The 25,707-nt window shown below is 51.2% G+C and carries 27 protein-coding genes; 3 read left to right on the top strand and 24 right to left on the bottom strand.

The annotated features are described in order from the left end of the window. Positions 1–20: 20 nt before the first annotated feature. The 4 genes from ACWPWQ_RS20625 to ACWPWQ_RS20610 all read right to left on the bottom strand — a co-directional run bounded on the left by ACWPWQ_RS20625 (position 21) and on the right by ACWPWQ_RS20610 (position 3,845). The gene (locus ACWPWQ_RS20625) at positions 21–554 is read right to left on the bottom strand and encodes a cupredoxin family protein (RefSeq protein ID WP_087756363.1); all 534 of its coding nucleotides are present in this window, start codon (positions 552–554) and stop codon (positions 21–23) included. Positions 555–574: 20 nt separating this feature from the next. Next, entirely contained in the window at positions 575–1,432 is an 858-nt protein-coding gene (locus tag ACWPWQ_RS20620) for a copper resistance protein B (RefSeq protein WP_005303868.1), read from the bottom strand. Positions 1,433–1,443: 11 nt separating this feature from the next. Beyond that, positions 1,444–3,423: a copper resistance system multicopper oxidase gene (locus ACWPWQ_RS20615; RefSeq protein ID WP_426010981.1), complete on the bottom strand. Its 1,980-nt coding sequence runs from the start codon at positions 3,421–3,423 to the stop codon at positions 1,444–1,446. 95 nt (positions 3,424–3,518) lie between these two features. Then, complete coding sequence (locus ACWPWQ_RS20610) at positions 3,519–3,845, bottom strand: hypothetical protein (protein WP_017778717.1); 327 nt, start codon at positions 3,843–3,845, stop codon at positions 3,519–3,521. A 414-nt stretch (positions 3,846–4,259) separates the two neighbouring features. On the opposite strand from ACWPWQ_RS20610, the gene ACWPWQ_RS20605 reads away from it, so the two are divergent. Continuing rightward, complete coding sequence (locus tag ACWPWQ_RS20605; protein WP_197026282.1) at positions 4,260–4,448, top strand: universal stress protein; 189 nt, start codon at positions 4,260–4,262, stop codon at positions 4,446–4,448. A gap of 38 nt (positions 4,449–4,486) precedes the next feature. Here the strand turns inward: ACWPWQ_RS20605 and ACWPWQ_RS20600 are convergent, their stop codons facing one another. The 3 genes from ACWPWQ_RS20600 to ACWPWQ_RS20590 all read right to left on the bottom strand — a co-directional run bounded on the left by ACWPWQ_RS20600 (position 4,487) and on the right by ACWPWQ_RS20590 (position 7,284). Then, complete coding sequence (locus ACWPWQ_RS20600) at positions 4,487–4,717, bottom strand: thioredoxin family protein (protein ID WP_005303858.1); 231 nt, start codon at positions 4,715–4,717, stop codon at positions 4,487–4,489. Between the two features lie 13 nt (positions 4,718–4,730). Further along, positions 4,731–5,732, bottom strand: a complete 1,002-nt coding sequence (locus ACWPWQ_RS20595) for a permease (RefSeq protein ID WP_005303856.1) — start codon at positions 5,730–5,732, stop codon at positions 4,731–4,733. Positions 5,733–5,847: 115 nt separating this feature from the next. Then, complete coding sequence (locus ACWPWQ_RS20590) at positions 5,848–7,284, bottom strand: glutathione synthase (protein ID WP_005303854.1); 1,437 nt, start codon at positions 7,282–7,284, stop codon at positions 5,848–5,850. A 243-nt stretch (positions 7,285–7,527) separates the two neighbouring features. Between ACWPWQ_RS20590 and ACWPWQ_RS20585 the strand changes: the two genes are divergently transcribed. Continuing rightward, positions 7,528–7,806, top strand: a complete 279-nt coding sequence (locus ACWPWQ_RS20585; protein WP_005303852.1) for a hypothetical protein — start codon at positions 7,528–7,530, stop codon at positions 7,804–7,806. Positions 7,807–7,858: 52 nt separating this feature from the next. On the opposite strand, the gene ACWPWQ_RS20580 is transcribed toward ACWPWQ_RS20585, so the two are convergent. From ACWPWQ_RS20580 to ACWPWQ_RS20525, 12 genes are all read right to left on the bottom strand, one after another. After that, entirely contained in the window at positions 7,859–8,407 is a 549-nt protein-coding gene (locus ACWPWQ_RS20580) for a sigma-70 family RNA polymerase sigma factor (RefSeq protein WP_252410986.1), read from the bottom strand. Continuing rightward, positions 8,404–8,835: a glutaredoxin-dependent arsenate reductase gene (arsC, locus tag ACWPWQ_RS20575; RefSeq protein WP_043163175.1), complete on the bottom strand. Its 432-nt coding sequence runs from the start codon at positions 8,833–8,835 to the stop codon at positions 8,404–8,406. Before arsC ends, ACWPWQ_RS20580 begins: the two co-directional genes overlap by 4 nt. After that, a complete protein-coding gene (arsB, locus tag ACWPWQ_RS20570) occupies positions 8,832–9,908 on the bottom strand; it encodes an ACR3 family arsenite efflux transporter (protein ID WP_005303846.1) in 1,077 nt (358 codons plus the stop codon). Before arsB ends, arsC begins: the two co-directional genes overlap by 4 nt. Next, the gene (gene arsJ, locus ACWPWQ_RS20565; RefSeq protein WP_160839371.1) at positions 9,908–11,149 is read right to left on the bottom strand and encodes an organoarsenical effux MFS transporter ArsJ; all 1,242 of its coding nucleotides are present in this window, start codon (positions 11,147–11,149) and stop codon (positions 9,908–9,910) included. The genes arsB and arsJ overlap by 1 nt, the downstream gene beginning before the upstream one ends. 7 nt (positions 11,150–11,156) lie before the next feature. Next, the gene (locus ACWPWQ_RS20560; RefSeq protein WP_005303842.1) at positions 11,157–12,173 is read right to left on the bottom strand and encodes an ArsJ-associated glyceraldehyde-3-phosphate dehydrogenase; all 1,017 of its coding nucleotides are present in this window, start codon (positions 12,171–12,173) and stop codon (positions 11,157–11,159) included. A 10-nt stretch (positions 12,174–12,183) separates the two neighbouring features. Then, positions 12,184–12,681, bottom strand: coding sequence for a phosphatase domain-containing protein (locus tag ACWPWQ_RS20555; RefSeq protein ID WP_224480018.1), 498 nt, complete (start codon positions 12,679–12,681; stop codon positions 12,184–12,186). A gap of 33 nt (positions 12,682–12,714) precedes the next feature. Beyond that, positions 12,715–13,215: an arsenate reductase ArsC gene (locus tag ACWPWQ_RS20550; RefSeq protein ID WP_043163174.1), complete on the bottom strand. Its 501-nt coding sequence runs from the start codon at positions 13,213–13,215 to the stop codon at positions 12,715–12,717. Position 13,216: 1 nt separating this feature from the next. Then, on the bottom strand, positions 13,217–15,004 hold the full coding sequence (arsA, locus tag ACWPWQ_RS20545; RefSeq protein ID WP_005303837.1) for an arsenical pump-driving ATPase: 1,788 nt from the start codon (positions 15,002–15,004) through the stop codon (positions 13,217–13,219). 68 nt (positions 15,005–15,072) lie between these two features. Further along, a complete protein-coding gene (gene arsD, locus ACWPWQ_RS20540; protein ID WP_005303835.1) occupies positions 15,073–15,501 on the bottom strand; it encodes an arsenite efflux transporter metallochaperone ArsD in 429 nt (142 codons plus the stop codon). Between the two features lie 10 nt (positions 15,502–15,511). Continuing rightward, complete coding sequence (locus ACWPWQ_RS20535) at positions 15,512–15,991, bottom strand: arsenate reductase ArsC (protein WP_005303833.1); 480 nt, start codon at positions 15,989–15,991, stop codon at positions 15,512–15,514. Beyond that, positions 15,988–16,371: an ArsR/SmtB family transcription factor gene (locus ACWPWQ_RS20530; RefSeq protein WP_005303831.1), complete on the bottom strand. Its 384-nt coding sequence runs from the start codon at positions 16,369–16,371 to the stop codon at positions 15,988–15,990. The genes ACWPWQ_RS20535 and ACWPWQ_RS20530 overlap by 4 nt, the downstream gene beginning before the upstream one ends. 85 nt (positions 16,372–16,456) lie before the next feature. Further along, positions 16,457–16,753: an ArsR/SmtB family transcription factor gene (locus ACWPWQ_RS20525; RefSeq protein WP_005303829.1), complete on the bottom strand. Its 297-nt coding sequence runs from the start codon at positions 16,751–16,753 to the stop codon at positions 16,457–16,459. A gap of 106 nt (positions 16,754–16,859) precedes the next feature. Between ACWPWQ_RS20525 and ACWPWQ_RS20520 the strand changes: the two genes are divergently transcribed. Then, complete coding sequence (locus ACWPWQ_RS20520) at positions 16,860–17,936, top strand: permease (RefSeq protein ID WP_005303827.1); 1,077 nt, start codon at positions 16,860–16,862, stop codon at positions 17,934–17,936. 48 nt (positions 17,937–17,984) lie between these two features. Here ACWPWQ_RS20520 and ACWPWQ_RS20515 read toward each other — a convergent pair whose 3' ends face one another. The 5 genes from ACWPWQ_RS20515 to ACWPWQ_RS20495 form a co-directional block, all read right to left on the bottom strand. Next, positions 17,985–19,013 carry a polysulfide reductase NrfD gene (locus ACWPWQ_RS20515; RefSeq protein WP_005303825.1) on the bottom strand — a complete coding sequence of 343 codons (1,029 nt, stop codon included), beginning with the start codon at positions 19,011–19,013 and terminating at the stop codon, positions 17,985–17,987. A gap of 9 nt (positions 19,014–19,022) precedes the next feature. Next, entirely contained in the window at positions 19,023–19,727 is a 705-nt protein-coding gene (locus ACWPWQ_RS20510) for a 4Fe-4S dicluster domain-containing protein (protein WP_005303823.1), read from the bottom strand. A gap of 16 nt (positions 19,728–19,743) precedes the next feature. Further along, positions 19,744–22,302, bottom strand: a complete 2,559-nt coding sequence (locus tag ACWPWQ_RS20505) for a molybdopterin-dependent oxidoreductase (protein WP_252410983.1) — start codon at positions 22,300–22,302, stop codon at positions 19,744–19,746. Positions 22,303–22,659: 357 nt separating this feature from the next. After that, positions 22,660–23,985 carry a hypothetical protein gene (locus tag ACWPWQ_RS20500; protein ID WP_454010644.1) on the bottom strand — a complete coding sequence of 442 codons (1,326 nt, stop codon included), beginning with the start codon at positions 23,983–23,985 and terminating at the stop codon, positions 22,660–22,662. Between the two features lie 368 nt (positions 23,986–24,353). Further along, positions 24,354–25,707, bottom strand: a 1,354-nt coding sequence (locus ACWPWQ_RS20495; protein WP_454010643.1) for a hypothetical protein, incomplete at its 5' end; no start/stop codon positions are given.

Raw genomic sequence — 25,707 nt, 5'->3', positions numbered from 1 at the left:
ATATAGGCTCAGATAGCCTCTTATTTAACGACAACCTCTCCAACCATACCAGCTTCCATATGCCCAGGTACAAGACAAGCAAATGATACTGTACCTGCTTTATCAAATTTCCATAGCACTGCACTCTTCTGACTGGGTGCAAGAGAGATCATGTTTGGCATGCTATGTTTCATCTGCATACCTTGCATTTGTTGCATCATTCCCGCATGCTCTTTGAGCTCTGAGGTTGTTCCGAGAACGAACTCATGTGGTAGTTTTCCATTATTCTTTATAAAGAATCGGATTGTTTCACCTTGTTTGACCGATATCGTTTTCGGTGTAAACCGCATGGTGTCATCCATAGATACGTCAATGGTTCTAGACACATCTTTGGCAACACCAGGGGAACCAGCCATACTCCCCATGTCATGCCCCATAGGAGCTGGATTCCCCTTCATTGAACTCATGTCATGGTTCATGCCATTCTTCATTGAGTTCATGTCATGACCTTGCTCAGAAGCCATCACACCCGTAGAAATTACTATCACAGCAGCAGTAATCATTTTGAATTTCATACATTACCTTCCTTATGTAATCAGAACCAGAATCTGGCACCTGCAATAAATCTCGTATCAGATGTACTCTCCCCATGATCTTTTGCTAGATCGTATGTATTGCCAGCGAGAGTTTTCCATTCAACGCCTATGTAAGGAGCAAACTGCCTACTTATTTCATAACGTAACCGCAAGCCAGTGCTGATGTCTGAGATACCTCGCCCAACAGACATATCATCATTATCTTTACTGTAAATATTCATTGCAGCTTGGGGCTGTAGTATCAATTTCTGAGTAAGTAAGAGGTCATATTCCGCCTCTAGGCTTAAAAGCATTAGACCATGCTGATCTACAAATAAAGAGGAGTCAACCTCAAACCAATATGGCGCTAATCCTTGTAGGCCAAGGGCAAGCCATCCTTTATCGCTTCTAGATTGATATGTATCATATCTTGCTCCAAAAAGGATGTCCCAGTATGCAGATGTAGCATACCCATAAAGAACTTGGTTTTCTGTATCCTGTAATGAATTTTTATATTCACCTTCAGATTTAAACCATATTTTTTGATAGTCTTTCCCTACCCAAGCAAGGGCTTTGTAGGAAGCATAATTTTCCTCTCGTCCATTTGAATATTCAAGCCTGTCAATTAACAGAGAAGAAAAGGTATGTTCATCTGCTAAGGAAAGCTGCTCTCTGCCTTCAAAAAGGCTTGGGCCTGAACTAAGTGTGAGTCCATCAGAATATTCATCAGGGCTTCTTTGTTCGCTATCCTCAGATGCGGTTAAATCAGGGTGATAGCCGCTAACAGCATCTTTTGACTCCTCAGAAAAAGAAAGAGAAGCAAATAACCCAAGGCTGATCAACCATATTCCATTTTTTACTATACTTTGAATTAGCATTATTTATTTCCTCAAGAAACCACTACTTCACGGAACATTCCAGCATCCATATGGAACATAATATGACAGTGCCAAGCCCAACGGCCAATGGCATCAGCGGTCACAAGAAAACTAATTCGTTGTGCTGGCTGCACAGGTATTGTGTGCTTTCTTGCCAAAAAGGAGCCATCTTCATTCTCAAGTTCACTCCACATACCATGTAAATGCATGGGATGGGTCATCATGGTGTCATTGTGGAGAGTAATTCTAACTCTTTCTCCATAATTAAAATGAATTGGTGTTGATTTACCGAACTCAACGCCATCAAACGACCATGTATAGCGTTCCATATTTCCAGTCAAATGAAGTTCAATTTCGCGTTCTGCTGGTCTTGGATCTATGGGCCCACCTTTAGTTTTCAGGTCTGCTAACGTAAGCACTCTTCTCCCATTATTACGTAGCCCTACACCAGGGTCATTCAGATTGCGTCTTGGTGTATCTACCCTCGCATCAACACTGGGCCCAAACTCTGTACTGGCATGCCTAACCTTGCTTGGCGGTGTAGCATTACTCATACCAGCCATGGAGCTATGATCCATCGTTGGCATTGCCCCCGATGCCATGCCAGGCATTGAGCCATGATCCATACCTGCCATAGAGCTATGATCCATCGCTGGCATTGCCCCCGATGCCATGCCAGGCATTGAGCCATGATCCATACCTGCCATAGAGCTATGATCCATCGCTGGCATTGCACCTGATGCCATACCAGGCATTGAGCCATGATCCATACCTGCCATGGAGCCGTGATCCATTCCGTCCATGGAGCCCATCATATCTTCCATTGAAAGAGGCTCAGGTTTGTCTACAGTAGGAATCGGAGCTGAAAGGCCAATCGCCGTCGACAACGTACCTCGGGCAAAACCAGTACGATCCATCGACTGTGCGAAAATCGTATGGGCGTTATCGATGGGTTGAACAATGACATCGTAAGTTTCACCAGGGCCGAAACGAAACTCATCTACGTCTATAGGTTCAATATCAACACCATCGGTTTGTACAACCGTCATTTTTATGCCTGGAATTCTGACATCGTAAAAAGACCCTCCAGCACCATTTATAAATCTAAGTCTGATCTTCTCACCTTTATTAAAGACACCAGTCCAATTTCCATTAGGGGTTGTCCCATTCATTAGATAGGTTAAAGTTGCGGAGGATAAGTCAGCCAAATCTGTAGAATTCATTCTCATTTCATTCCACATCTGGCGTTTGGTGAAGGCAACTTTTAATCCACTGTTGCTGACATCATTAATGAAGTCGATAGCTGTAGGCTGATTAAAATTATAGTAATCACTTTGCGATTTCAATTTTGATAAAATTCGCATCGGGTGCTCATCTGTCCAGTCTGACAAGAGAACAACATAATCTCTATCGGCTGATATAATCTCGCCTTCTTTTGGCTCTATAATTAAAGCGCCATACATTCCCGTCTGTTCTTGAGAACCAGAGTGAGAGTGATACCAATATGTACCGGACTGTTCCAACGTGAATTTATATGTGAATGTCTCTCCTGGTTTAATACCATTGAAACTAATACCAGGTACGCCATCCATTTCAAATGGGAGTATTATACCATGCCAATGAATAGAGGTAGGCTCACTGAGCTTATTGGTAACACGAAGAGTAACCTCATCGCCTTCCTTTAAGCGTAATGTCGGTGCAGGTATGGAGCGATTGACAACCGTGGCAATTCTTGTACTTCCAGTAAAGTTGACAACAACTTCTTCAACTACCAGATCGATTACTGTTCCACTTAAAACTGAGCTGTAAACCTTTTGCGGCAGTTCTTCTTTAGCGTTAATTGACATAGGAATCGATGCCACAACTCCGCCAGCAGCAATCCCTTGAACAAACTTTCTTCTTGAGATAGAAGGATTAAATCCATTTTTACTATGAACATCATTCATAAGCGCCTCCATTTCATCACAGCTGTGATGTGTGATGATGCTCATTATAGAAATCAATGTACAATTACAATACTGTCATTTTTCTCAATGCGTAGAAAGAAATGCGCCAAACTTACGTTAAGCGCATGATTTTATTTGCTTTATCTGTTTCGCCCACTACCCATTCCATGCTGAAGTGCAATCACATGGACATCACCGTTGTAGCTGACTTTGACTGTGTTGATACTTTTGCCCATGGGGAGTTGCAGTTGCTTTGTCTTCCCAGGAGTAGCCATTACAGTACCCAGTTTAGTGTCATCCAGGGTAGATACACTTACAGTGTCGGTACTAAGTGCGTTGGCACTCCAATCCATATATATAATGTTGTGCCCAGCACGAACGTTATAAGGCACCGGAGCCTGAGCAAAAGCGGAGAAGCTTCCGACGACCAGCGTACATGCCATTAATGCACCAATTTTAATATTCATAAACCACCTCATTTAATTATGACTCAAGTTACGTGACTAACTATAAACTCTGAGTCATTACATGAAGCTGTCACAAAAATTACAAATTAGTAATAAACCTATTGAAGAGCGCTTGGGAAAGTGAACAAGTATCCCACGAACAAAAATGAAAATTTTAGTCATTTAATATCAATGGGTTACCAGTAAATGCTCTCGTGCCATATGACTTATTCGCACCTTCCTTATTATACCTGACAGAACGATAATTATCGAAAACGCCATGCACACCCATAAGAATTCCATTGTGGTGGTACTGTTGGGCTTTCATGCACTATGCCGCCCGAAACTCAAGGGGCTGGAATGTGACTGGGTGATGGTCAGCAAGTGACGAGCCCAAACGCCCGCATGCACAAGCCAAATAGGTCTTGAGCTGGTATCAGGGTTGAAGCAATACTGCTGCAAGGGGATGTGGTGCCAGTGGTTTGCCAGCATGCGGTAGAGGTGGGTTGCAACCTTATAGTGATGGGGGCTTACGGTCACTCACGGATCAGGCAGTTCATTGTGGGAAGCACGACAGCGGGGATACTGAAAACGACCAAAGCCTCTCTGCTGTTGCTGAGGTAATTTAGTAGCAGGGGCGGGATAACCTGCCCCTGCGTGTATCAGAACCAGCTTTGCACCGCCTCTCTGGCAGGTATCCCACCGGCATGTACTACCTTGTCATCGATGACGACTGCTGGCGTAGACATCACCTTGTACTTCATTATCTCGGGCAATGACTCCACCTTCTCAAGCTGAATTGACACACCAAGCTCATCCACCACCTGCTGGATAAGTTGAACAGTGTTCTTGCAGTTGGCGCAGCCGATGCCGAGCACTTTTACATTTTTCATCTCATATTCCTCATCAAGAAATTAACGGCGATACGAAGTTAAACACCCACCCAACCAACGTGAAGGAAACCAGTAGCACCAGCAGCAAGGTGCCCAGTAACTGCCACTTCATCACTTGTTTGAGCAGAATAAATTCAGGAAAACTGGCCGCTACTGTGCTCATACAAAATGCCAGTGTCGTCCCAATCGGCAGCCCATTGACAATCAAGCTCTCCATCACCGGGATCACTGCGGTGGCGTTGGAGTAGAGGGGAATGCCGATGAGAACCGCCACAGGCACTGACCACCATTGGCCTGCTCCAAGATGTGAGGCAATCCAGCCATCAGGCACAAAGCCATGAAGCGCGGCACCAAGCCCCACACCGACAATGACCCAGATCCATACCCGTTTGAAGATGGTGAGGGTTTCATCTTTAGCAAAGGCATGACGCTTGGCCAGCGAGAGGCTCGGGGCATCGGTATGCTGCTGGACGATATCACCTTGCTGATGCTGCCCCTGCTTGAGGGCCTCAGCGGCAAAATCAGCCAGCCAACGCTCGGCCTTTATCTTGTCCAAAAACGCCCCACCCAGCATGCCAACCGCCATGCCAACTACCACGTAAATCAGGGTGAACTTCCAGCCCAGCAGACTGACCAGCAACAAGACGGCCACTTCGTTGATGAGCGGTGAGGTGATGAGAAAGGCCATGGTAATCCCTAGCGGGATACCGGCTGAGGTGAAGCCGAGGAACACAGGGATACTCGAACAGGAGCAGAAGGGAGTAATGGCACCAAAGCCGGAGCCAAGAAGATAGCCCAACCCTCTGTGCTTGCCCGCCAAATAGTCCCTCACCCGTTCAACATTCAGGGAGGCCCGCAACATGGCCACGATGTAAATCATGACCAGCAGCAGGGCAAAGATCTTGCTCACATCCTCCACGAAGAAATGCAGCGCATCCCCCAGCTTGGTTTGCGGGCTCAGGCCCAATTGCTCGTAGACCAGCCAGCTGGCTAGGTCGGTGAAAATCTGAAACATAATGACTCCATCAACATCGGTGTTATCCAGAAGACGTGGCATGTCCGCAAAAGATGCTCATATCTTTTGTTTTTTGCTAACGCCGCGATCTCATGGTTCGCCCCCAGCCCCTTCATCAATCACTGAATACCAATGAATCAAGGACGCCTTGCCCGCTATGAACGCCCCCTTCTGTCGATCCGGCTGATTTGCTACGGATCAGGTATCCAGCAAAGCTCTGCTCGGCGCAACCAGGATTGCCATCTATCTGAACGGTGAACATGCCTAGTTCACTGATCAAGTCCGTCACCCGATGCAGCTCTCCTTTGCGTACTATCCAGGCTGACATCGGTCTGGGAACGGGATGTAATCGGCCCATTAGTGACCAAGCCTGATATTGCCGGGGCTCCAGTGTTTCTAATTTTGCCAGGATGTCTGCCCCAAACAGACAATGCCCACCTCCTTCTCCTTGGTTTTTAAGTACCCAACTATTGGAGGGCGCAGCTTTTACAAAGTGGAGGCTATCAGGGGTCACAGGATGCATTTCACCCAACACGCCTCTTACCGTGTCAGCCTCTTGCGGGGTCAAGCCAAATGCAGCGAATCCCTCTTCTCCCAAACGTGACAGCAGCATTTGTACTCGCTTGCTGGTCGCCAATTGCTGGGCGACCGTGGCATTGACGGCGACTCTATGTCGCTCAATCACCACACGGGTCGCCATCAGCGCCTGGCAACATCTCTGCTCTTTGAGGTCTGTCGCCTCATAATCTGAATATTGGTATCCGGCCCGCAGGTAGACGGTATCGAGGGAGCCGACACCATCGAGGAGCAGTCTGTTGTTAGCGCCCGTGCTCAGTTGATTATGAAGTTCACGAAAGGTTCTGCGCTGCGTCTCAATCCCTTTGCGCTGGAGTGCCAGCTCAAGCAGGTGTTGATCAAACACATTGTTTTCATGTTCCTGCACAATCATCAGAAACCTTGCCGGGCCGGGGTCGCCAAACTCACGCTTGATCTTGAAGGTGGCCTCGGCAATGCCTGCTGACAATCCTTCAATGGCATGATTACTGACAAGTTCACCCATTGCCTGATGCGGCTCTTGCATGTACGCAGCAGGCCATTGCCGTTGCAGATAGCGGTGCAGTTCATGTATCCGCTGACCAAATGGCCCCATACCTGCGGCGATACCATTGAACTCGATCAGCTTGTGGCCATCGCGCTGGTCGTCCATAAAGTCGCTGCGCATGATGAGTAATGGCAGCCGGGGTGGCTTGGTGGCTGATGAGTGTATCTGTTGGTGCATGCTGAGCAGGGCTGAAAAGAAGGGATCGCCCGCCGTAATGGGATGAATGGCATCATGTAAAAAGCCATGATCCTCTGAGACGGCATAAATCAGTTTGCTTAAGGTCTGTGCCGCACTTTTCAAATGCTGGTAGTCCCGTTGGCTGATCGGTGTCGGCGCCAGGGTAAATGGGGTATGCACAGCAGAATACAGCGACTCTTTAAAGGCTACACCGTGGGTTAATGCCCACTCGACTGCATCATCTTTGGCTTTCTGGATGTCGAAAGAACTCATCATACGATCCTGATTATTGACTCACGAACCTCAAGGCGTGGTTGCCCAGCCCTCATATCGAACAGCGATCTTCATATCCTCATCAGACGAGCGCAGCACGTCACGAGGAAGACGCGCAAGCAGCGAAAAGGATGCACTTCAATTTTCTGAACCACGTCAACCTGACTCAGGTATTGTCATATTCTCGTCATACTTCCCAGCGATGATTAATAAGAATTAATCAATCAACATGGATAGATGAACATGAAAAAAATCGTCGCTTCCGCCGCCCTGCTGGGCTTTAGTCTGCTTAGCACCGCCGCCTTTGCGAGCGAATTCAACCTGCCCGGTTTTGTCACCGAAGTGGAAGATGGGCGGCTATGGGTCTTTAAAGAAGGCTCGCCAGAGCTGGAAGAGTTCAAGCAACATGGCGAACCGGCAAAACAGTTCAGCAATATCGGGGCAGGCCCCAATGGCATGACCATTAAAGCAGCCAACCAAGAAACCTTGGATGAGTACCTGTCCGAAGCCAAGAACAAATAAAGAAAAGGCCAAGGTGAAAACCTTGGCCTTTTTACTGAACATGGGTCATGGCTTACTTCGCAGCCGGAGTGAAGCAACACACCCGACCCGTCTCATCCAGCCTGACCTGACAGTCCAGAGAGAGCTGCTGACGCAAGCGTTGCCTGGCTCGCAATAAACGCGACTTGGTGGCGGTGAGGGTCAGACCGTATTGGGCGGCATAATCCGCCTGCTTCACGCCTTCCAAATCGCAGCGCTTGAGAATATCCCGGTCAGCCTGGGCCAGCCTCTCCAGCACTCTAGGCAAGCAGCCAGCCAATGAATCGACCGCATCAAGCTCACTCTGCTGCATTGCCAGCTCGTCATGTAGTTGAAACATCGGGCGTTGTCGCCGGCTTCTATCAATCACCAGATGTCTGGCGACTTCAAACAGCCAAGCCCTGGCATTCTCGATGGCGCAGAACTTGCCCTGCTGGCGGATTGCTCGCAAGAAGGTCTCTTGTAGCAGATCATCTGCATCCATCGGGCTGCCAGATTGCTTGAGTAGCCACCCATAGATCTCATGTTCATGCTGTTGCCATGCCGTCATCAGGCAAGGCGGCGCACCGGTTGGCTGGGTCACTTGATGCGTTTTCCTTGGGCATCCACCACCTGCTCCCCATCCTCCTTGGTAAAGGCCCCTTGCTGAGGGCTCGGCAGGATATCCAACACCGCCTCTGACGGACGGCACAGCTTGGTGCCAAGCGGGGTCACCACGATGGGACGGTTGATCAGGATGGGATGAGCCAGCATGGCATCGATCAGCTGGTCGTCGCTGAATCTCTCCTCGGCCAGTCCAAGCGCCTCAAAAGGCGGCACGTTTTTGCGCAACAGGTCGCGCACCGATATCCCCATGGCGGCAATAAGCGCGACCAGGATCTCGCGGCTCGGCGGCGTCTCCAGATAGTGGATGACGGTCGGCTCAACCCCTGAGTTGCGGATAAGTGCCAGCGTATTGCGAGAGGTGCCACAGGCCGGGTTGTGGTAAATGGTGATCTTGGGGTCACTCATGCTTGCGCCTCCGCTTTGCCATAGTTGCGCTTCATGCGCAGGGCCACGTTGACCAGGGCGATCAGCACGGGCACTTCAACCAGCGGGCCTATCACACCGGCGAAGGCCTGATCCGAGTTCAGGCCGAATACCGCGATGGAGACCGCGATGGCCAGCTCGAAGTTGTTGCCGGTCGCAGTAAAGGCGATGGAGGCGTTCTTGTCATAGGGAATACCCAGCTTCTTGCCCACCAGGAAGCTGGTGAAGAACATCAGCACGAAATATACCACCAGAGGCACAGCAACCCGCAGTACATCCATCGGCAGCTCAACGATCATCTCGCCCTTGAGGCTGAACATCAGCACGATAGTGGCCAGCAAGGCGATCAAGGTAATGGGGGAAATGGCCGGGATGAAGCGCTCGGTGTACCACTTCTCCCCCTTGGCCTTGACCAGGTAATGACGGCTCAGAAAACCTGCCAGGAAGGGAATGCCAAGATAGATCAGTACGCTTTCTGCGATATCCAGCATGGTGATATCCACCGCGAAACCCTGCAAACCAAACAGCGGGGGCAGCACTGTAATGAACAGCCAGGCCATAAAGCTGTAGGTGAGGATCTGGAAACCGCTGTTGAGCGCCACCAGGCCTGCGCCGTATTCCTTGTTGCCACCACCGAGATCGTTCCACACCAACACCATGGCGATACAACGAGCCAGGCCAATCAAGATAAGACCAACCATGTAGTCGGGGTAATCATGCAAGAATGTCAGGGCGATGACGAACATCAGGGTGGGGCCAACCAACCAGTTCATTACCAATGAGAGGGTAATCGCCTGACGGTCGCGTGTCATGGCGCCCATGGTGCCGTAGTTCACCTTGGCGAGCGGCGGATACATCATCAGGATGAGGCCTATGGCCAGCGGGATATTGGTGGTGCCGACCGACACCGCCTCGTTCCACTGAGCCACCTGGGGGAACAGGTAACCAATTCCCACCCCGATGGCCATGGCGACGAAGATCCAGAGGGTGAGATTGCGATCGAGAAAACTCATTTTTTTGCTGACGGGCAGATCGCAGCAGGCTGTTGTACTCATCACGAGACTCCATGAGGGTTGGATGAAGTGGAAGGCTGATGGCGTGGCAAACCAATGGAGATAAACGCCGCCAGCAGGATAAAGAGGGTGGAGATCCAGAGGCAGGCCTCGAGACCATAGAGCTGGAACACCAGCCCGGAGAGCAGGGTGCCTAGCAGGCGCCCCAGGGCATTGGCCATGTAGTAGAAGCCCACATCGAGCGATACCCCATCTGCACCGGCATAGCTGACGATGAGGTAGCTGTGCAGGGAGGAGTTGATGGCAAACAGAGCGCCAAACACCATCAAGCCGCCCACCAGGCTGATGGCCGGATGCACCTCATAGTGGAGCGCCAGGGCAATCAGGGCCGGGGTCAGTGCCAACACTAGCGCCCAACGCATCGCAGCCTTGTCATCGGGTACACGTCCCTCTCGCTTGCCGGTAAAGCGGGGCGCCTGGGTCTGAACCACGCCATAAGCAATGATCCAGAGCGCCAGGAATCCCCCCACATACCAGTGATCCCAGCCAAAGCTGGAGGCGAGGTAGACAGGCAACGCCACCACAAACCAGACATCACGGGCACCAAACAGGAACAGACGGGCCGCCGACAGGTAATTGATGGCGCGGCTCTTGGAGAAGATTTCGCTGAACTTGGGCTTGTTCTTGGCTTTGCCGAGATCCCGTTTCAGGGTCAGCATGCTGACGCACCACACCAGCGCCAACGCCAGGGCCATAACCAGCACGGCCCCCTGAAACCCGAGCAGGGTCAACAGGGCGCCACCGAGGAAAAAGCCCATCCCTTTCAGGGCATTCTTCGAGCCGGTGAGGAGTGCCACCCACTTGTAGAGCTGACCCTGGGCCTCCCCCGGCACCAGCAACTTGATGGAGCTTTTGGCGCTCATCTTGTTGAGGTCTTTGGCTATCCCCGAAAGCGCCTGCGCCCCCATCACCCAGGGCACCGTCAGCCAGAGCGGTGGCACCAGCAACATGCCCAGTGCCAGCACCTGGAGGGCCAGCCCTATGTTCATGGTGCGGTTGAGCCCAAGGCGAGCCCCGAGCCAGCCCCCCACCAGATTGGTCACCACCCCGAAGATCTCGTAAAAGAGAAACAGGGAGGCGATGGCCAGCGGGCTGTAACCGAGCCCATGGAAGTAGAGCACCACCAACATGCGCAGAGCGCCATCGGTCAGGGTGAAGGCCCAGTAGTTGCCGGTCACCAGCAGATACTGGCGGATCTCGGGGGAGAGTCGGGTCAGTTCCATGGCGGGGTTATCCTTGCGCCTTGTCCATTTGACCGACCATGCGCATCAGCTCGGCGGTGCGGTTGGCATAGCCCCACTCGTTGTCATACCAAGCGTAAATCTTCACCTGGGTGTCGTTGACCACCATGGTGGAGAGTGCATCTATGGTGCAGGAGCGCGGATCCGTCTTGTAATCCACCGACACCAAGGGGCGCTCTTCATAGCCCATGATCCCCTTGAGCTCACTCATAGCGGCAGCCTTGAGCAAGTCATTGACTTCGGCTTCGGTAGTAGGGCGGTTCACCTCGAACACGCAGTCGGTGAGGGAGGCGTTGGCGAGCGGCACCCGCACCGCATGACCGTTCAGCTTGCCCTTGAGCTCGGGGAAGATATGGGTGATGGCGGTGGCAGAACCCGTGGTGGTGGGGATCAGGCTCAGGCCGCAGGCGCGGGCACGGCGCAGGTCAGCATGGGGGGCATCCAGAATGGTCTGGGTGTTGGTGATGTCATGAATGGTGGTCATGGAGCCGTGCTTGATGCCGAGCTGCTCATGGATCACCTTCACCACTGGCGCCAGGCAGTTGGTGGTACAGGAGGCAGCCGTCACTATGGGATGCTGCGCCTTGTCGTAGAGGTGGTGGTTGACTCCCATGACGACGTTCAGGACACCTTCTTCCTTGACCGGAGCTGTCACCACAACACGCTTCACCCCTTGCGCTAGATAAGCATTGAGCAGGGCCTTGGTTTTCATCTTGCCGGAAGCCTCGATCACCACATCACAATCAGACCAGTCAGTCTGACCGATCTCTTTGTTGCGAGTGCAGAGGATGCGATGGTTACCGATCACCATCTCGTCCCCATCGCTGCTGGCTTCATGATGCCAGCGGCCATGGACTGAATCGAAGGTGATGAGGTGTGCCAGAGAGGCGGCATCGCCAGCCGGGTCATTGATGCGCACAAACTCCACATCCGCCCAGTCGAAGGCGGCGCGAAATGAGAGACGGCCCATGCGGCCAAAACCGTTGATACCAACTTTGATAGTCATGCTGTTTTCCTTAACCGGCGAATGAGTAGTGGGTATTGAGGTAGTGAACGTGGGGCGCCAGGGTCAGCGCCTTAGGGCGCAGCCCTTGCACAAGCGACTTGACCTGTGTGGGGGCGTAGCCCGCCTCCAGCAGCAAGATGGCCGCCATCAGCCCGGTACGACCCGAGCCGCCACGGCAATGAATGGCCAGGGTCTGACCCGCCGCCAGACGCGCCAGCAGATCTGCCTTGTGGTTGGCAAAGGCAGCGGCAAAGGGCGCTTCGGGGGCACAATCGTCCTCTACCGGCAGCTGGAACCAGGCCAGCCCCAACGCGGCGCACTCTGCGGGCAAGCTATCGGCCTTGAATTCGCTAAGCTCGGCATCGGGCATCATGGTGACCACCGCATCTGCCCCTGCGGCTTGCAGGGTCTTGAGGGAGGCTTGCAAGGAAGCCTCCTTGGTGCCAGGGCAGGGGGTGAAGATAAGGCGGGCGCCATTATCCAGGTTCAGGATGTCAAACGGGTGCATGATAAACAGCGACTCCATGTCTCATTGAGAACGTTAGGTGGGTGAAGATAGGTTGATGGTACGCATCGCTTGTTGCAGCGAGATGCGATCCAGTTTGTTCAGTGGCAGGCTCAGAAAGATCCGCAGTCGGTTGCCGATTTCGTGATAAGCCTTGTTGAACGCCGCCCATTGCGCCGCATCACTCTCTGTCACGGCAGCCGGGTCACTAAAGCCCCAATGGCCGGTGATGGGCTGCCCCGGCCATGCCGGGCACTGCTCGCCTGCCGCCTGGTCACATACCGTCAGGATAAAATCCATCTTGGGGGCATCTGGGTGGGCAAATTCTTCCCAGCCTTTACTGCGCAGGGTGCTGGTGTCCAGATTGTGTTGCGCCAGCAATTCAAGGGTCAGTGGGTGTATCTCCCCTTTCGGGGAGACGCCAGCACTAAACGCCTTGAAGTTGCCCTGACCGAGCCGGTTGAGTAGCGCCTCCGCCATGATGCTGCGGGCCGAATTGCCGGTGCAAAGGAAGAGCACATTGAACGGACGTTGCATCTCACATCTCCTTGTAGATGGGGTGACATAAATCTTGCAGCGCTTTCACGCCCACCGGCTCGACAGCTTGCAAGGGCACCACGGCATAACGCTTGGCATGCTCCTGCTTGACCGCTTCGATATGGGGCTGCTGGCGATACGCTCGCTGGGCCAGCAGTGGCGAGGTGACACTGGCCGGGGCCAACATGTGATTGACTACCCAGGCCCATGGCTCGATACCGGCGCGGCGCAGGTCAGCTTGTAAGTTGGCCGCCTCCTGTACCGGGGTGGGCTCGGGCAGGGTGACGATCATCACCTTGGTCTGTTTCGGGTCTTGCAGCTGCATCATGGGGGTGGTGAAGTGCAGCCCTTTGCCACCCATCTGACGGGCGATCTCTCTGTGATAGGCACCAGTCGCATCAAGCAGCAAGAGGGTATGGCCAGTGGGCGCCGTATCCATCACCACGAAGCGCTTGCCAGCCTCGCGAATGATCCGCGAGAAGGCCTGAAACACGGCAATCTCTTCGGTGCAGGGGGAACGCAAATCTTCTTCCAGCAGTGCGCGACCCTGGGCATCCAGACTCGCCCCCTTGGTAGCCAGCACCTGAGCACGGTAACGCTCGGTCTCGGCGTGGGGATCGATACGGCTGACCTCCAGGCTGGGCAGTGCCCCTGCCAGTGTCTCCCCCAAATGGGCGGCGGGATCTGAGGTGGTCAGGTGAACCGGCAGGCCTCGACTAGCAAGCTCCACCGCCACTGCCGCAGCCAGGGTAGTTTTACCCACACCGCCCTTGCCCATCAGCATGATGAGCCCGTGGCCATCGCTGGCCAGCTCATCGACCAGTTGCTTCAATCCGGGGTGTGGTTCAGTGGTTGCGCTCTCAACCTCATAAGTCCCAGTGACCGATGCTGCACCCAGTAACTGGCGCAGGCTGTCCACGCCCACCAGATTGGTCGCTAACAGCGGCACTCTGTCTTGTGGCAAACTTGCCAGCAGCGCTGGCATATCAGCCATAGCCTGCTGCTCACGTTGCCATACGGCTGTTGCCAAGGGATCATCAACCAGCTCGCTTTGCGGGAAGATGCCATTGATAACCAGTTGCTGATTGGCAAGACCGATGGTCGCCAGTTCGTCATGGGTACGTGCCACTTCCCGCAGGGTCGAGGCTTGCGCGCGGGCGACCAGGATCAGCCGTGTTTTCCCGGCATCAGAGAGTGCTGCAACGGCCTCAGCATATTGGCTGCGCTGCTTTTCCAGTCCAGCCAATGGCCCCAGACAGGAAGCATCGCCTTTGCCCTGCTCCAGAAACTCGCTCCATGCCCCCGGCAATTGCAACAGACGGATGGTGTGACCGGTCGGTGCCGTATCGAACACGATGTGGTCGTATTCCCCCACCAGGCTGCTGTCGGTCAAGAGCGCAGTGAACTCGTCAAAGGCGGCGATCTCTGTGGTGCAGGCACCGGAGAGCTGTTCTTCAATACTGCGTACCACGCTTTCGGGCAGCTTGCCGCGCACTGGGCCAACGATACGTTCGCGATAGGCTTGCGCGGCGGCTTGCGGGTCAATCTCCAGTGCTGATAACCCATCGACTTGCGGGATCCTGGTGATCTGGTTCCCTATCTGGGTGTCGAACACTTGGCCTACGTTTGAAGCCGGATCCGTGCTGACCAGCAGTACCCGTTTGCCACTGTCACACAAGGCAACCGCACTGGCACAGGCCAGCGATGTTTTACCCACCCCACCTTTACCGGTGAAGAAGAGAAATGGGGGCGAATCATTGAGAAACGAGTAGTTCAGAAACGGGGACATGAGAGACTCCTATCAGGAAGAACGAGGCCATAAAGCAAACAGAGATCTTTCCAACCACACGATGGTGCTTAGCAGCAACCACTGCTACCGGAGCAGCATCCACTCTTGACGATCCCTTTGATGGCCCCGGCTTTGTTGGACTCAGCTTCTGGCTGTTCAACGTCGGCACCATCGCTTTCTGGTGCTTTCGGCAACTCCAGTCCTGCATAGCGGATCAGCTCAGCGCGGCTGGGATAACGACCAGTGAGTACCACCTGACCATCAACCAGCGTCACCGGTAATCCTTCTTCCCCTGTCAGTTCCAAGAAGGAAGATACTGCCGGGGTTTCAGCGAAGACCAGAGGCTGTTGTGCCAGGTTGAATCGGTATAAAGAGCCACCCTGCTGCTTGAGCCACTCGGCATCACCAGCAAAGATCACCAGATTTTGGTCAACATCTGCGCCACATACACCGCTGGAGCAGCACAGGGCAGGGTCGAATACCTGTATCAGTCTCATGATTTCTTCCTCACTTAATCTCGGTGGCAATCGTATCCAGAGCTGCTTTCAGCCCCTCGCGATCATTGGAAAAACGGGATACATCCTGCGACAAGAGGGCTTCGATACGCTTTCTCAGCGTCGAGTATGCACAGTGAAAGGCGAGCGCTATCTGCTCCTCGCTGCCGGTCACATGAGCGGGATCATCTACGCCCCAGTGGGCTCGCAATACAGGCCCCAAATAGACAGGACAGGTTTCATTGGCCGCGTTACCACACACACTGATCACAACATCTGGCGTCACCGGCAGCTCATGCCAAGATTTGCTGTGCAATCCGCTGATGTCGATACCTTCGTGGGTCAATAACGCCAGTGAACGAGGATGTACCTCACCGGTTGGCTGACTACCGGCACTCATGGCATGCCAACCGGTTGGAGCCAGGTGGTTAAAGGTCGCCTCTGCCAGAATGGAACGGCAAGAGTTGCCTGTGCATAGGAACAAGATATTCATGATGAGCAACTTTCCTTGTTGGTGCAGGTATGAACGGGGGGGAGCACCTCAGGGGTACAATTGGCCGCGCTGCGCATATCCGAGCACTGCTCTGGATTGCCATAGCAGCACTCTTCGGTGAGGTAACCGATCAAGTCGAGCATCAGGGGAATATTGGCGCGGTAACGCAAGAAACGGCCCTCTTGCTCCACCGAGACAAGGCCTGCATGCAGCATGGCTTTCAGATGGAATGAAAGAGTGTTCGGGGCGATATCCAGTTCACTGGCAAGCTGGCCAGCGACCATACCCTCCAGCCCTGCCTTGACCAGCAGACGCCATACATCGAGGCGGATACCGGATGCGAGAGACTCGAAGACTTTAGTGGCTGTATCTTTATTCATTTGAACCTCTTCATTCATTTCATGAGTACAACTATACAAGAATAGTTGAAATGATCAACCCACCCAGACCTTGCCATTGATTTATTTAGGTACAGGTGCTGTTTACACAACACTCTTCACGGAAAAACGCGATGATCTCTTCCAGCACTTCGTATTGAGAGACGCACAGCAGAGTACGGCTCTCCCGGTTCTGCTTGACCAGACCCACCGAGACCAGTGCGGCAATGTGGTGGCTCAGGGTCGATGCGGGAATGGCGAGCTGCTTTTGCAACTCTCCGACAGGCAGGCCCTGTTCTCCCGCCTTGACCAAATGCTTGAAAATGAACAAACGGGTCGGATGACCCAGCTCTTTCAATGCCTTGGCAACCTCTTCCAACTCCATAGCTCGCTCTCCTTGATGAAACATATTTCGATAATACCAGAAATATCTTGACCACCCCAATTGTTCGATTATTCTGGAAATGTAGTAAATCAAAGAGGATATGAAGATGAATGATTGGTTAACCATGCTGACAGATGCATCTCAGATGTTTTTGTTCCTGGCCTTTGAGCTCTCTGTACTGTTCCTGGTGATCAGTGCCGGGGTCAGCTTGATCCGCCAGAAGATACCCGACGCCAAGATTCAAGCCATGCTGGGGGCACGAAAAGGCAGAGGCTATTTGATTTCTGCGGTACTGGGGGCATTGACCCCTTTTTGCAGTTGCTCAACCATTCCTATGCTGCGCGGACTCTTGTCTGCCAAAGCCGGTTTTGGGCCAACCCTGACCTTCCTGTTTGTCTCGCCGCTGCTCAACCCGATCATCATCGGCTTGATGTGGGCCACTTTCGGCTGGAAAGTGACGGTACTGTATGCCGTGATTGCAGCAGGCGTTTCTGTACTGGCGAGTATGCTGCTGGACATGCTGGGGTTTGAGCGTCATGTCATTGACCCCAAAGAGGCCAAGCAAAGCAGCTGTGGCACCGGTTGTGACACCACTACACAAGAACCTGCAAGTGTGAGTGCAACAGCCTGCTGCTCAAGCAATGCTATCAAGTCCGTCAAACCGCTAAAAGCTCAGGCATCTTGCTGTACTGCGCAACCCGATGAGGCCGCGCCAACTGTCTCTTGCTGCGCAGATGGCACTGCGGCACTGACCCAGGCCCCAGTCATTCCCACGGCCTTCGCCAAAGCGCGTATCGATGCCTGGCAACAATTCAAAGAAGTGCTGCCTTACTTGTTGCTGGGGGTGCTGATAGGGTCATTTATCTATGGTTTCATCCCCGCCGAGTGGATAGCGGCCCACGCCGGGGTAGACAACCCGCTGGCGATCCCATTCAGCGCAGTTGTGGGTATTCCACTCTATATCCGGGCAGAAGCCGTTATCCCTCTGGCATCGGTATTGCTGGGCAAAGGAATGGGCATGGGGGCGGTGATGGCACTGATTATCGGTAGTGCGGGGGCCAGCCTGACCGAGGTGATCCTGCTCAAGTCGATGTTCAGAACACCTATGATTGTGGCGTTCCTGACCGTAATACTGGGGATGGCCGTCATGATGGGTTATCTGACCCAACTGCTGTTTGCATAAATGACAAAGGGCCTTCTGAAACAGAAGGCCCTTTTTTACACGGGAAAATTACTTGGCTATTGATGAGCGTGTGTTGATGAACAACCCCATCAGCTGGAACAACAACGCAGCCATTGAAATCCCCAAGATCAGAATACCGATCTCGGCCAGGTTAGGAACATAGTGTTGTACAGCACCAAACCAGGTCGATTTTGGCCCAAGAGACACCAACTGTCCGCTGGTCACAAAGGCAACCTCAGCCAGGAAAGACCAGAGCAAGGTCACCAGCATGGCCACTTTCACATTCATGAATGACAGCGCCAAGGCGATGACAAAACCGAGTGGCAGCCAGCCCTGTACCCACATACCGTTTCCCACACCGCTGTTTCTGATGCTGTAAACCCAGAGTACAGAGAGCAGGATAATCTGGGCTATCACTGCAAGCCGCCAAATACCCCATAAGCGTGGATTGAATGCGCGGGTTACTTGCAGCAAGCCGATAATGGAGACCCCACTGACCATGGCGCAGACAAGGGTAAACAGCGCTGACTGCGCCCCTGAAAATGCGGCTCTGGCCACGACAGTGCCAAACACCGACCCTAATGTCAGCGAGGCCAGACAGGCAATGACCAAGGTACTCCAGGCCAACATACGGCCTTTCGCAAGGTGTACTCCCTTCCATTCAGCCAAGAACTTAAGCAGTAACAACACCAGCTCAATGGAATAGAGTGTTCCCATCCACCAGATAGGGGACATCACGTTCGGGGACAAGACCAACCAGATGATGCTAAAGGGTGACCCCATCTCTGTCGCCAGTGCAGTGAACGCTCCCAGCAACAGGGCTATGGCGGTGAGCAGCAACTGCCTCTTGTTCTGTTTCAGCCAGTCATCATCCAATATCTCAGCCAACGCGAGCAAGATGGATGCCCCCGTGCTCATCAATGCCAGAAAAATGTAGGTGATCAGCGGCAGCGTCCAGATCATGCTGTCGTTGGTTTTGAATGAAGAGTGGAAAAACCACTCTTCAATAGCGAAAAAACCACCGAAAAGACAGCCAGCCACCGCCAGTAACAGGGTCATCCTGGATGTATTAGTCATAGCGCCTCCCTATACCCGGCGGGTTGGTGTGTATTGTCTGATATAGAAAACCTTGGCCTGAGTGCCTAATTCAGCTCTCAACGGTTTGCCATCAAATTGGCGGATCAGGACAGATACCTCACTGTTAGGGTCATCCAAATCGCCCACAACCCGAGCATGTGACGGACAGGCATCGACACAAGCAGGATTGAGCCCCACTTTCAGACGGTGGTCACAGAAGGTGCATTTCTCCACCTTGCCACGATGCCGCAATACTGGATAGGTGTTGCCACGCTCGGGGTTACTGTTGGGACATCCCTCACCTCCAGATGCTTCCAGCATGGTCTTGGGGGTGTAGGTGCCAGCAGGCAACACCCCATCTAGCCGCTGCCACTCTTCGTGGGGTTTATTCCAGTTGAAGCTGATGACACCGTATGGGCAATTCACCATGCAGGCCTTGCAGCCAATACACTTGTCGGGGTCGTGGAGTGTCAGTCCCCCTTCGCCCTTATGCATGGCTTTGGTAGGGCAGCCGTTGACACAGGGCGCATTGTCACAGTGGTTGCACATGGTGGAGATGTACTCAAATCTCACATCAGGGAAGACCCCTTCGGACTTGATGATCTTGTCGCACCAGTTAATATCGGGTGTGGTGTTGTTTTCCGCTTTGCAAGCGAAGACACAGCCACTGCAACCAACACATTTCTGTTGGTCAATTACCATTCCATAACGCATTGACTTGTCTCCTTACCTACACCTTCTCAACCCGGACACCAATCGCCCCGTAATATGCAGCAGACCCCGACAAATGCTCGTGAGCTGGCGGTAGGATGTCGTTGTTATTGCCACCTCGTGGCAGCTTGCCAAATTCCAATGCGGCAGTTCGTCCATAGGCCCAGTGCCCTTGACCAAAGGCCTTGGCAACCGTGCCTGGCCGGACACCCTCAAACAATGTCGCTTCACAGGTAATGCTGCCCTGTACGGTGGTGAGTTTGACGAGATCTCCCTCGCTCAACCCCAATGACTTGGCATCAAGCGGGTTGATCTTCACCACGTCTTTATTTTTCTTCTCCCCTGGATCCAAATCCCGGTTGCGCTGATACCAGGTGGTATTTGCCGAACGGCCTTCCCGGTTCAGGCGCGACTTGTGATCGACAAACAACATGGGATAGGCCTCGACATCGCCGAATCGGAATGGCGGCTCGTAGTGGGGAACATAGGCAAGTTCACCTTCGGCGGTGTAGTGACACGCATTCATCACCTCATTGACCGACTTGCCATGCTTACTGGCATGAGTTTCCAGTGCGACTTTTAGGGTTTCGCTGTAGAACTCGAACTTGTGAGTTGCTGTTTTCATCTTGCTCCAGCGAGATTCGAAAGAGTATGGCGATGAGTTCCAGACTCCGATCTTCTTGAAGTGCTCCCAGCCGTCAAAGCGATCACCATTGGTATATTGCGCAGGATCCCACAGTGGTTGCGTCATCAACTTGGTGGCAAACAACCCCAGCTCTGCGTGATTGGCGGGGCTCTTTCCGGTTTCAGGGTCTTTGAATTGCTCCTGGAAATAGCGCAGCGGGGCATCATAGCCACGCTTGGCCAGAGCCTCTGCTAACAGCCAAGGGAGGCCAGTCTCATCCCCAATGTCATTGCCGAGCGAAGTAACTAGCGGTGTTGTGATTGAAACCTGAGAGTGGCGGTTACCCGAGGTGCTCTGAATGCCCCATCGTTCAAACATGAAATGGGGAGCGGGTAACAGCAGGTCGGAGAACCAGCTGAATTCGCTGACGTGGGTCGAAACGTGAGCCACGAAGGGGACTTTCGCCAGCGCCTTTTCCCAACGACCGGCACCGGGGGCCGAGAAGGCAAAGTTATTGAAATAGCCCAGTAATACCTTGGGAAGGTAGGGGTCTTCTTCCAGAATGCTGTCTGCCACCACGTTGGTCATGACACCGGCACCACTCTCCCCTTTTTTCAATGCGGGCCATTCCAAGCGACCCACTCTGTCGATCTTCTCCTTCTTGAGGCCATGCTTGGCGATCTCATCCGCATACTCTTTGCCAGACGCAAAATCAGTCAGGAAGGTCTTGTTGTATTGCAGGACTCCACCTTTGCTATCAACGGCACCGAGCAAGCCATTCAATGCGTGGCAGGCAAGCCCAATGTAAGCACCGCGTTGTTGCATCTGGATGCCTCTGGAGCGCCAAATCTGGACTCTGGGAGCCGCATCCCCAAGCTTGTGCGCCAACCGGCGAATTTTCTCAACAGGGATTCCGCATATTGGTGCTGCCCACTCGGGTGTCCGATCTTTCAGTTCTAGATTCCACCATTGCACCAGACCATGGGTATGACGCTCGGCGAAAAGCTCTGCGCTCACTGGCTGCCCGGTGACAAAGCGCTGCTCAGGGTCGGTGAAGTCACCAACGAATGGTTTATGCCAGAGGCCTTCGGTCAAGATCACATGGGCCAGTGCCAATGCAAGGGCGCCATCTTGTCCTGGAATAACGGGCAGCCACTCATCCGCTTTGGCAGCAGAGGATGAATAGCGAGGGTCTACAATGGCAACCTGAGCCTTGTCCAACATGTCTCCCCAGGCAGAGCTGTAGTAGGAGACCTGACGATTGGCGCTGAGCGGATCGACACCGAAGGAAAGGATATAGCGGGTGTCTTGGATGTCGTATTGGCGATATCCCCAGTCCCCTTCGGTAAAGAAACTGGAGAACTTGTCGGCTTCTGCGCAGAGGGAGCTATGGGTGATCGCGTTGGGCGATCCCAGCACTGCGGTAAAGTTCTTGATCAAGACATCGCTCAATTCCGAGTAACGGCCCCGCAATGCAACATAGCGATGGGTTTCATCATTGGCCCTTAACTCCATCAACTTGTCAGCGATGAGGTTGATCGCCTCTGGCCAAGAGATGGGCTTGAAGCCAGGGTCTATGCCCCGACCTTTCTGGGGGTTGGTACGTAGTAGCGGAGTCTTGAGCCTGTCGGCATCATAGAGTTCTTGCAGGGCGAGGTATTGTCTTGGGCAGCTGGATTTACCATGCACCTTGGAGTGCTCATTGCCCCTGATATGCAGTGCTCTGCCATCGAGCATATAAACCTGCTTGGCACAAAATGAGGTGCAGCCATTGCAGGTGGAGGGAAGCCATTCCCCCTCACCGGGTCGATACACCATGCCAGCCTTGGCCATTGCCATGGTAATAGCATTGGGAGTGAAGATTGACGAAGCTGCTAAGGCGCTAGCGCCGAGCAAAAAGCCCCGTCTGGAAATTAGAAATTCTTGTTTGTGACCCGACATAGCATCAACCATCCATTGTGTCCCTAGATGGTTAGCTTTGCAGGCATTTAAGAAATACGCATTTGACCAATATCAAGCAATGTTAACAATCCTTTATTCATTGTTTAATTCTTGCTACGCATCAAATAAATCCACTCACGACAGTGATTTATATCACATTGAATTACGATGTAGAGGATCTACGATCACATAATTCAGTAAATAATAACTATTTGTAGTTACGTGGCAGGTAGAGGAACTACATTCTTGCAGACCCATAGAACTTGTACGCTATGTGGCGTGCTCTTGAGGTCAGGTGCTATCAGTCTGTCGTTGAATAGAATGCGGTTTTCAGGTGAGAACCATGTCTGCACGACCTGTATATGAAAATCATGGAATTTTGATAAATGAACTATATTTTCTTCTTAAATCATCAATATCTTTTCTTGCTTTCCTTTCTTTTTCTTCCAGTGTTTTAATCTCATTTGACTTTTCTTTTAGCAACTGCTCAAACATTACTTTAGCCAGCTCTCTTGATTTAATATCCACGATGTTTGCCAAGTCTTTGGATTTTTCTGTTAAGGCATCTTCTCGTGCTTGTAGTGAGATGAGGCTATCATTTAAATTTTTCTGTATTAAATCTAAGGAAGCTGAACGCCTGCGTATTTCGACTTCATTAGCATCAAGCTGAGCCTCTTTGGCTTTAATGGTTATATTTACATCATCAACCTGTGAATAAAACTCTGCCTTAAGTTCATCTAAATTGAGAAGGTCGCTTAGTAGGTCTTGCTTTTGAGTAATTTCATCTTGTATATGATAGAGGCGGTCTTTCAATTCTATTTCGAAGCTTCTGTATTGGTCTTCCAATAGGATTATCTTTTCCTGTGCCTCTAAAATGGACGACTCTTTTTCATTTAATACTCTCTCCCATCTTTTTAAAATTGCGTTAGCCTTGCCTTCTGCATGCCGAGATTGTTGAATTACTCGCTGCATATCACTTAGCTCAGATTGACTCGTATTTTTTATCGCGTTGTATTCTGCATTAAGCCTCTTAACCTCTGCATCATGCTTTGAACTCAAAGATGAATACTGATGCTGTAAAGATAATAATTGTTGTCTATTATGGGAGTAAATCATTTCGGAGAAGTTGCCAACAGGAGCTACAGACACCCATTTTTTAGGGCACTTTTTAAGATAATCTCTAATCTCTTCTTTTGAGATTATCTCTCCTTTCACACGAAATCCACTAAGGTCAAGCTCAACGCAGGTTGCATTCACCCTTTTTAATTCTTTAATTTTTCCTCGATCACAAAAGTGCGTAACTGCAACTTCGATGAGAACCTTCTCTCCCTCGATAAACCCAATAACATCAGGTATAACTCTGCCCTCATAAACCTCACATACCATCTCATCAAAGGATATATTTTGATGTATTGGATTTATAGTTCCAATAGGCAGTAACAACAGCCTATCCGTTGCTAAAACCTCTTTAGCTAGGATATGTATTTCCGTTTCCGGCTTCCAGGTACAGGCATTCTGTTCGACTGAATTAGGCTCATGAGAGAAATAATGGGCTTTAACTTGCCCTTTCATTGCCCAGACAGCCCCCTGGCAACCGATGCATGTGCAATTGCATGCTTTTCCACTCACAACCTCTTTGACATCAACTATATGGCCGTTGTCGTCAAGGGCGCGAGTCATCAGGATTCTTGCCATCTCTATCCTACCCACAAATGGATCTATGTATAAAATCACATCAGTTTATTCAGTTAAATTGGATGCTTTAACTACATCAGTAGTTACAACACTTTCATGAAAAATCATACACTTACATTTGATTGTTTTGAACTTCGTCAAGTTCCAATTGGATTTAGATGTATGACCACTCCCCAGGTGAGCTCATTGAGCTTTAGAGGGTGCGTAGGAGCGGGCTGGTAATCAGGGAGGGGGGATGGATGCAGTACGGTGGAAGGCTCTGATATTGATACCAAAGGAAGGGCGCACGAAAGTAGCGTAAACAAGACACCGATTTTAGGTCGGTGTCAGGTGATAACTAGAACTGTATAAATATTCTCTACTGCTTATTATAACGTAAATGAGAAGTCCAGCGTTTCATTGTCAGATACTCTGCGCATCGCTTTAGCTCTATCCTTATCACCGTAGGTCTTAATTATTTGCTCCACGTCATCATTGAGCTTCGCTGCTGCACCAATAAAATCACCAGGATGTTCCTCGAGATGCGTTTCTGCAACAAGGTGTCTTAACGCATGAATGTTGATACCATGTTGTTTATCATGAGGCATCGTCATCAGATAGGCCTGATATGTCAGTGATTTGAAATTATCTGACAGTTTTGATGATACTTCTATATATTTACTTCTTATTTTAAGGTTTTCCTCGTTGTTTACTTGGCTTTGTCGAATGCTACGCCAAGGGAAAAAGATATCAATATCGTCAATTGACTGAACGCCCGCAAAGGTCATGAGATCAAACTCAATATAGCTGCGCCTTATGTTCAAATACTCTTTGATCAGCGGGGTAAGCTGTTCTGGTAACTCAACATCAACATCCACGCTATTTTTTGCATTTGCGTTTTTAAGATATCTGTACTTTGTGTTATCGTCACTAACCATCGATGTACCAAAACATGGGATATATAGTTGGAATCGGTTACGCTGACGATGATATGTTATACTTGCATAGTTTTTGTTCTGTGATGTCGCATTAGGGTAAAATTTCAATTCAGTCCAGTTTGCGCTGCGTGGAGATTGATAAAAACTGATTGTTTGTATCAGTCCTGCTCTAAAATACTGCAACGCACGGCCAATCTGAGATGCTGCACTTTTTCTATGCGCCAGCTCTAGTTTTTTATCGTCTGTGTTATTCGAAAGTAAATTTTTTTGCTCAGCATTGGTCTTGTATACTTTTGCTTTATCGAATAACCACTGGCTGGCCCTATAAACCGCATTTCGGCGATCTGACGCAGGTATGTTGAGTAAGAATTGAATGTTCAGTTTCCCTTTCTTGCCCGCTTGGCCGCGACTGTTGATGCCTTTCTCTGCCATCTTAAACCAATTAGGATATTCCTCGATAATAAAATCTAGGTCTTTAAAAAACTCCTCGATTGTTCTGCTACCACGATCGGCACAAAACCTTAGGTAGCCCTTCGACTCCGACCCTCGTTTTACAAAATTTAGCATTCTAGAGAATTGGCTTGTACCCGTTTGCAATCCTTCCGAATATTCAGCCATAGCCTGCATAATCTCAGGTATTGTCAAGTGATAACTGCTAACAGACATGTAATCAATAGCTAATTCAGTATGACAAAAATGTTGAAATGACAGTAGCTGACTTTTAAATGCGATAGCAGAGCCGCATTCGCCCTTCGCGTTGATTGTCCATTCATTGTTTCTTCTGCTTTTTTCATTGACTCTTGCT

The sequence above is a fragment of the Aeromonas sp. Marseille-Q7275 genome, assembly GCF_965119515.1.
This window is presented reverse-complemented; position numbering and strand designations above follow the sequence as displayed.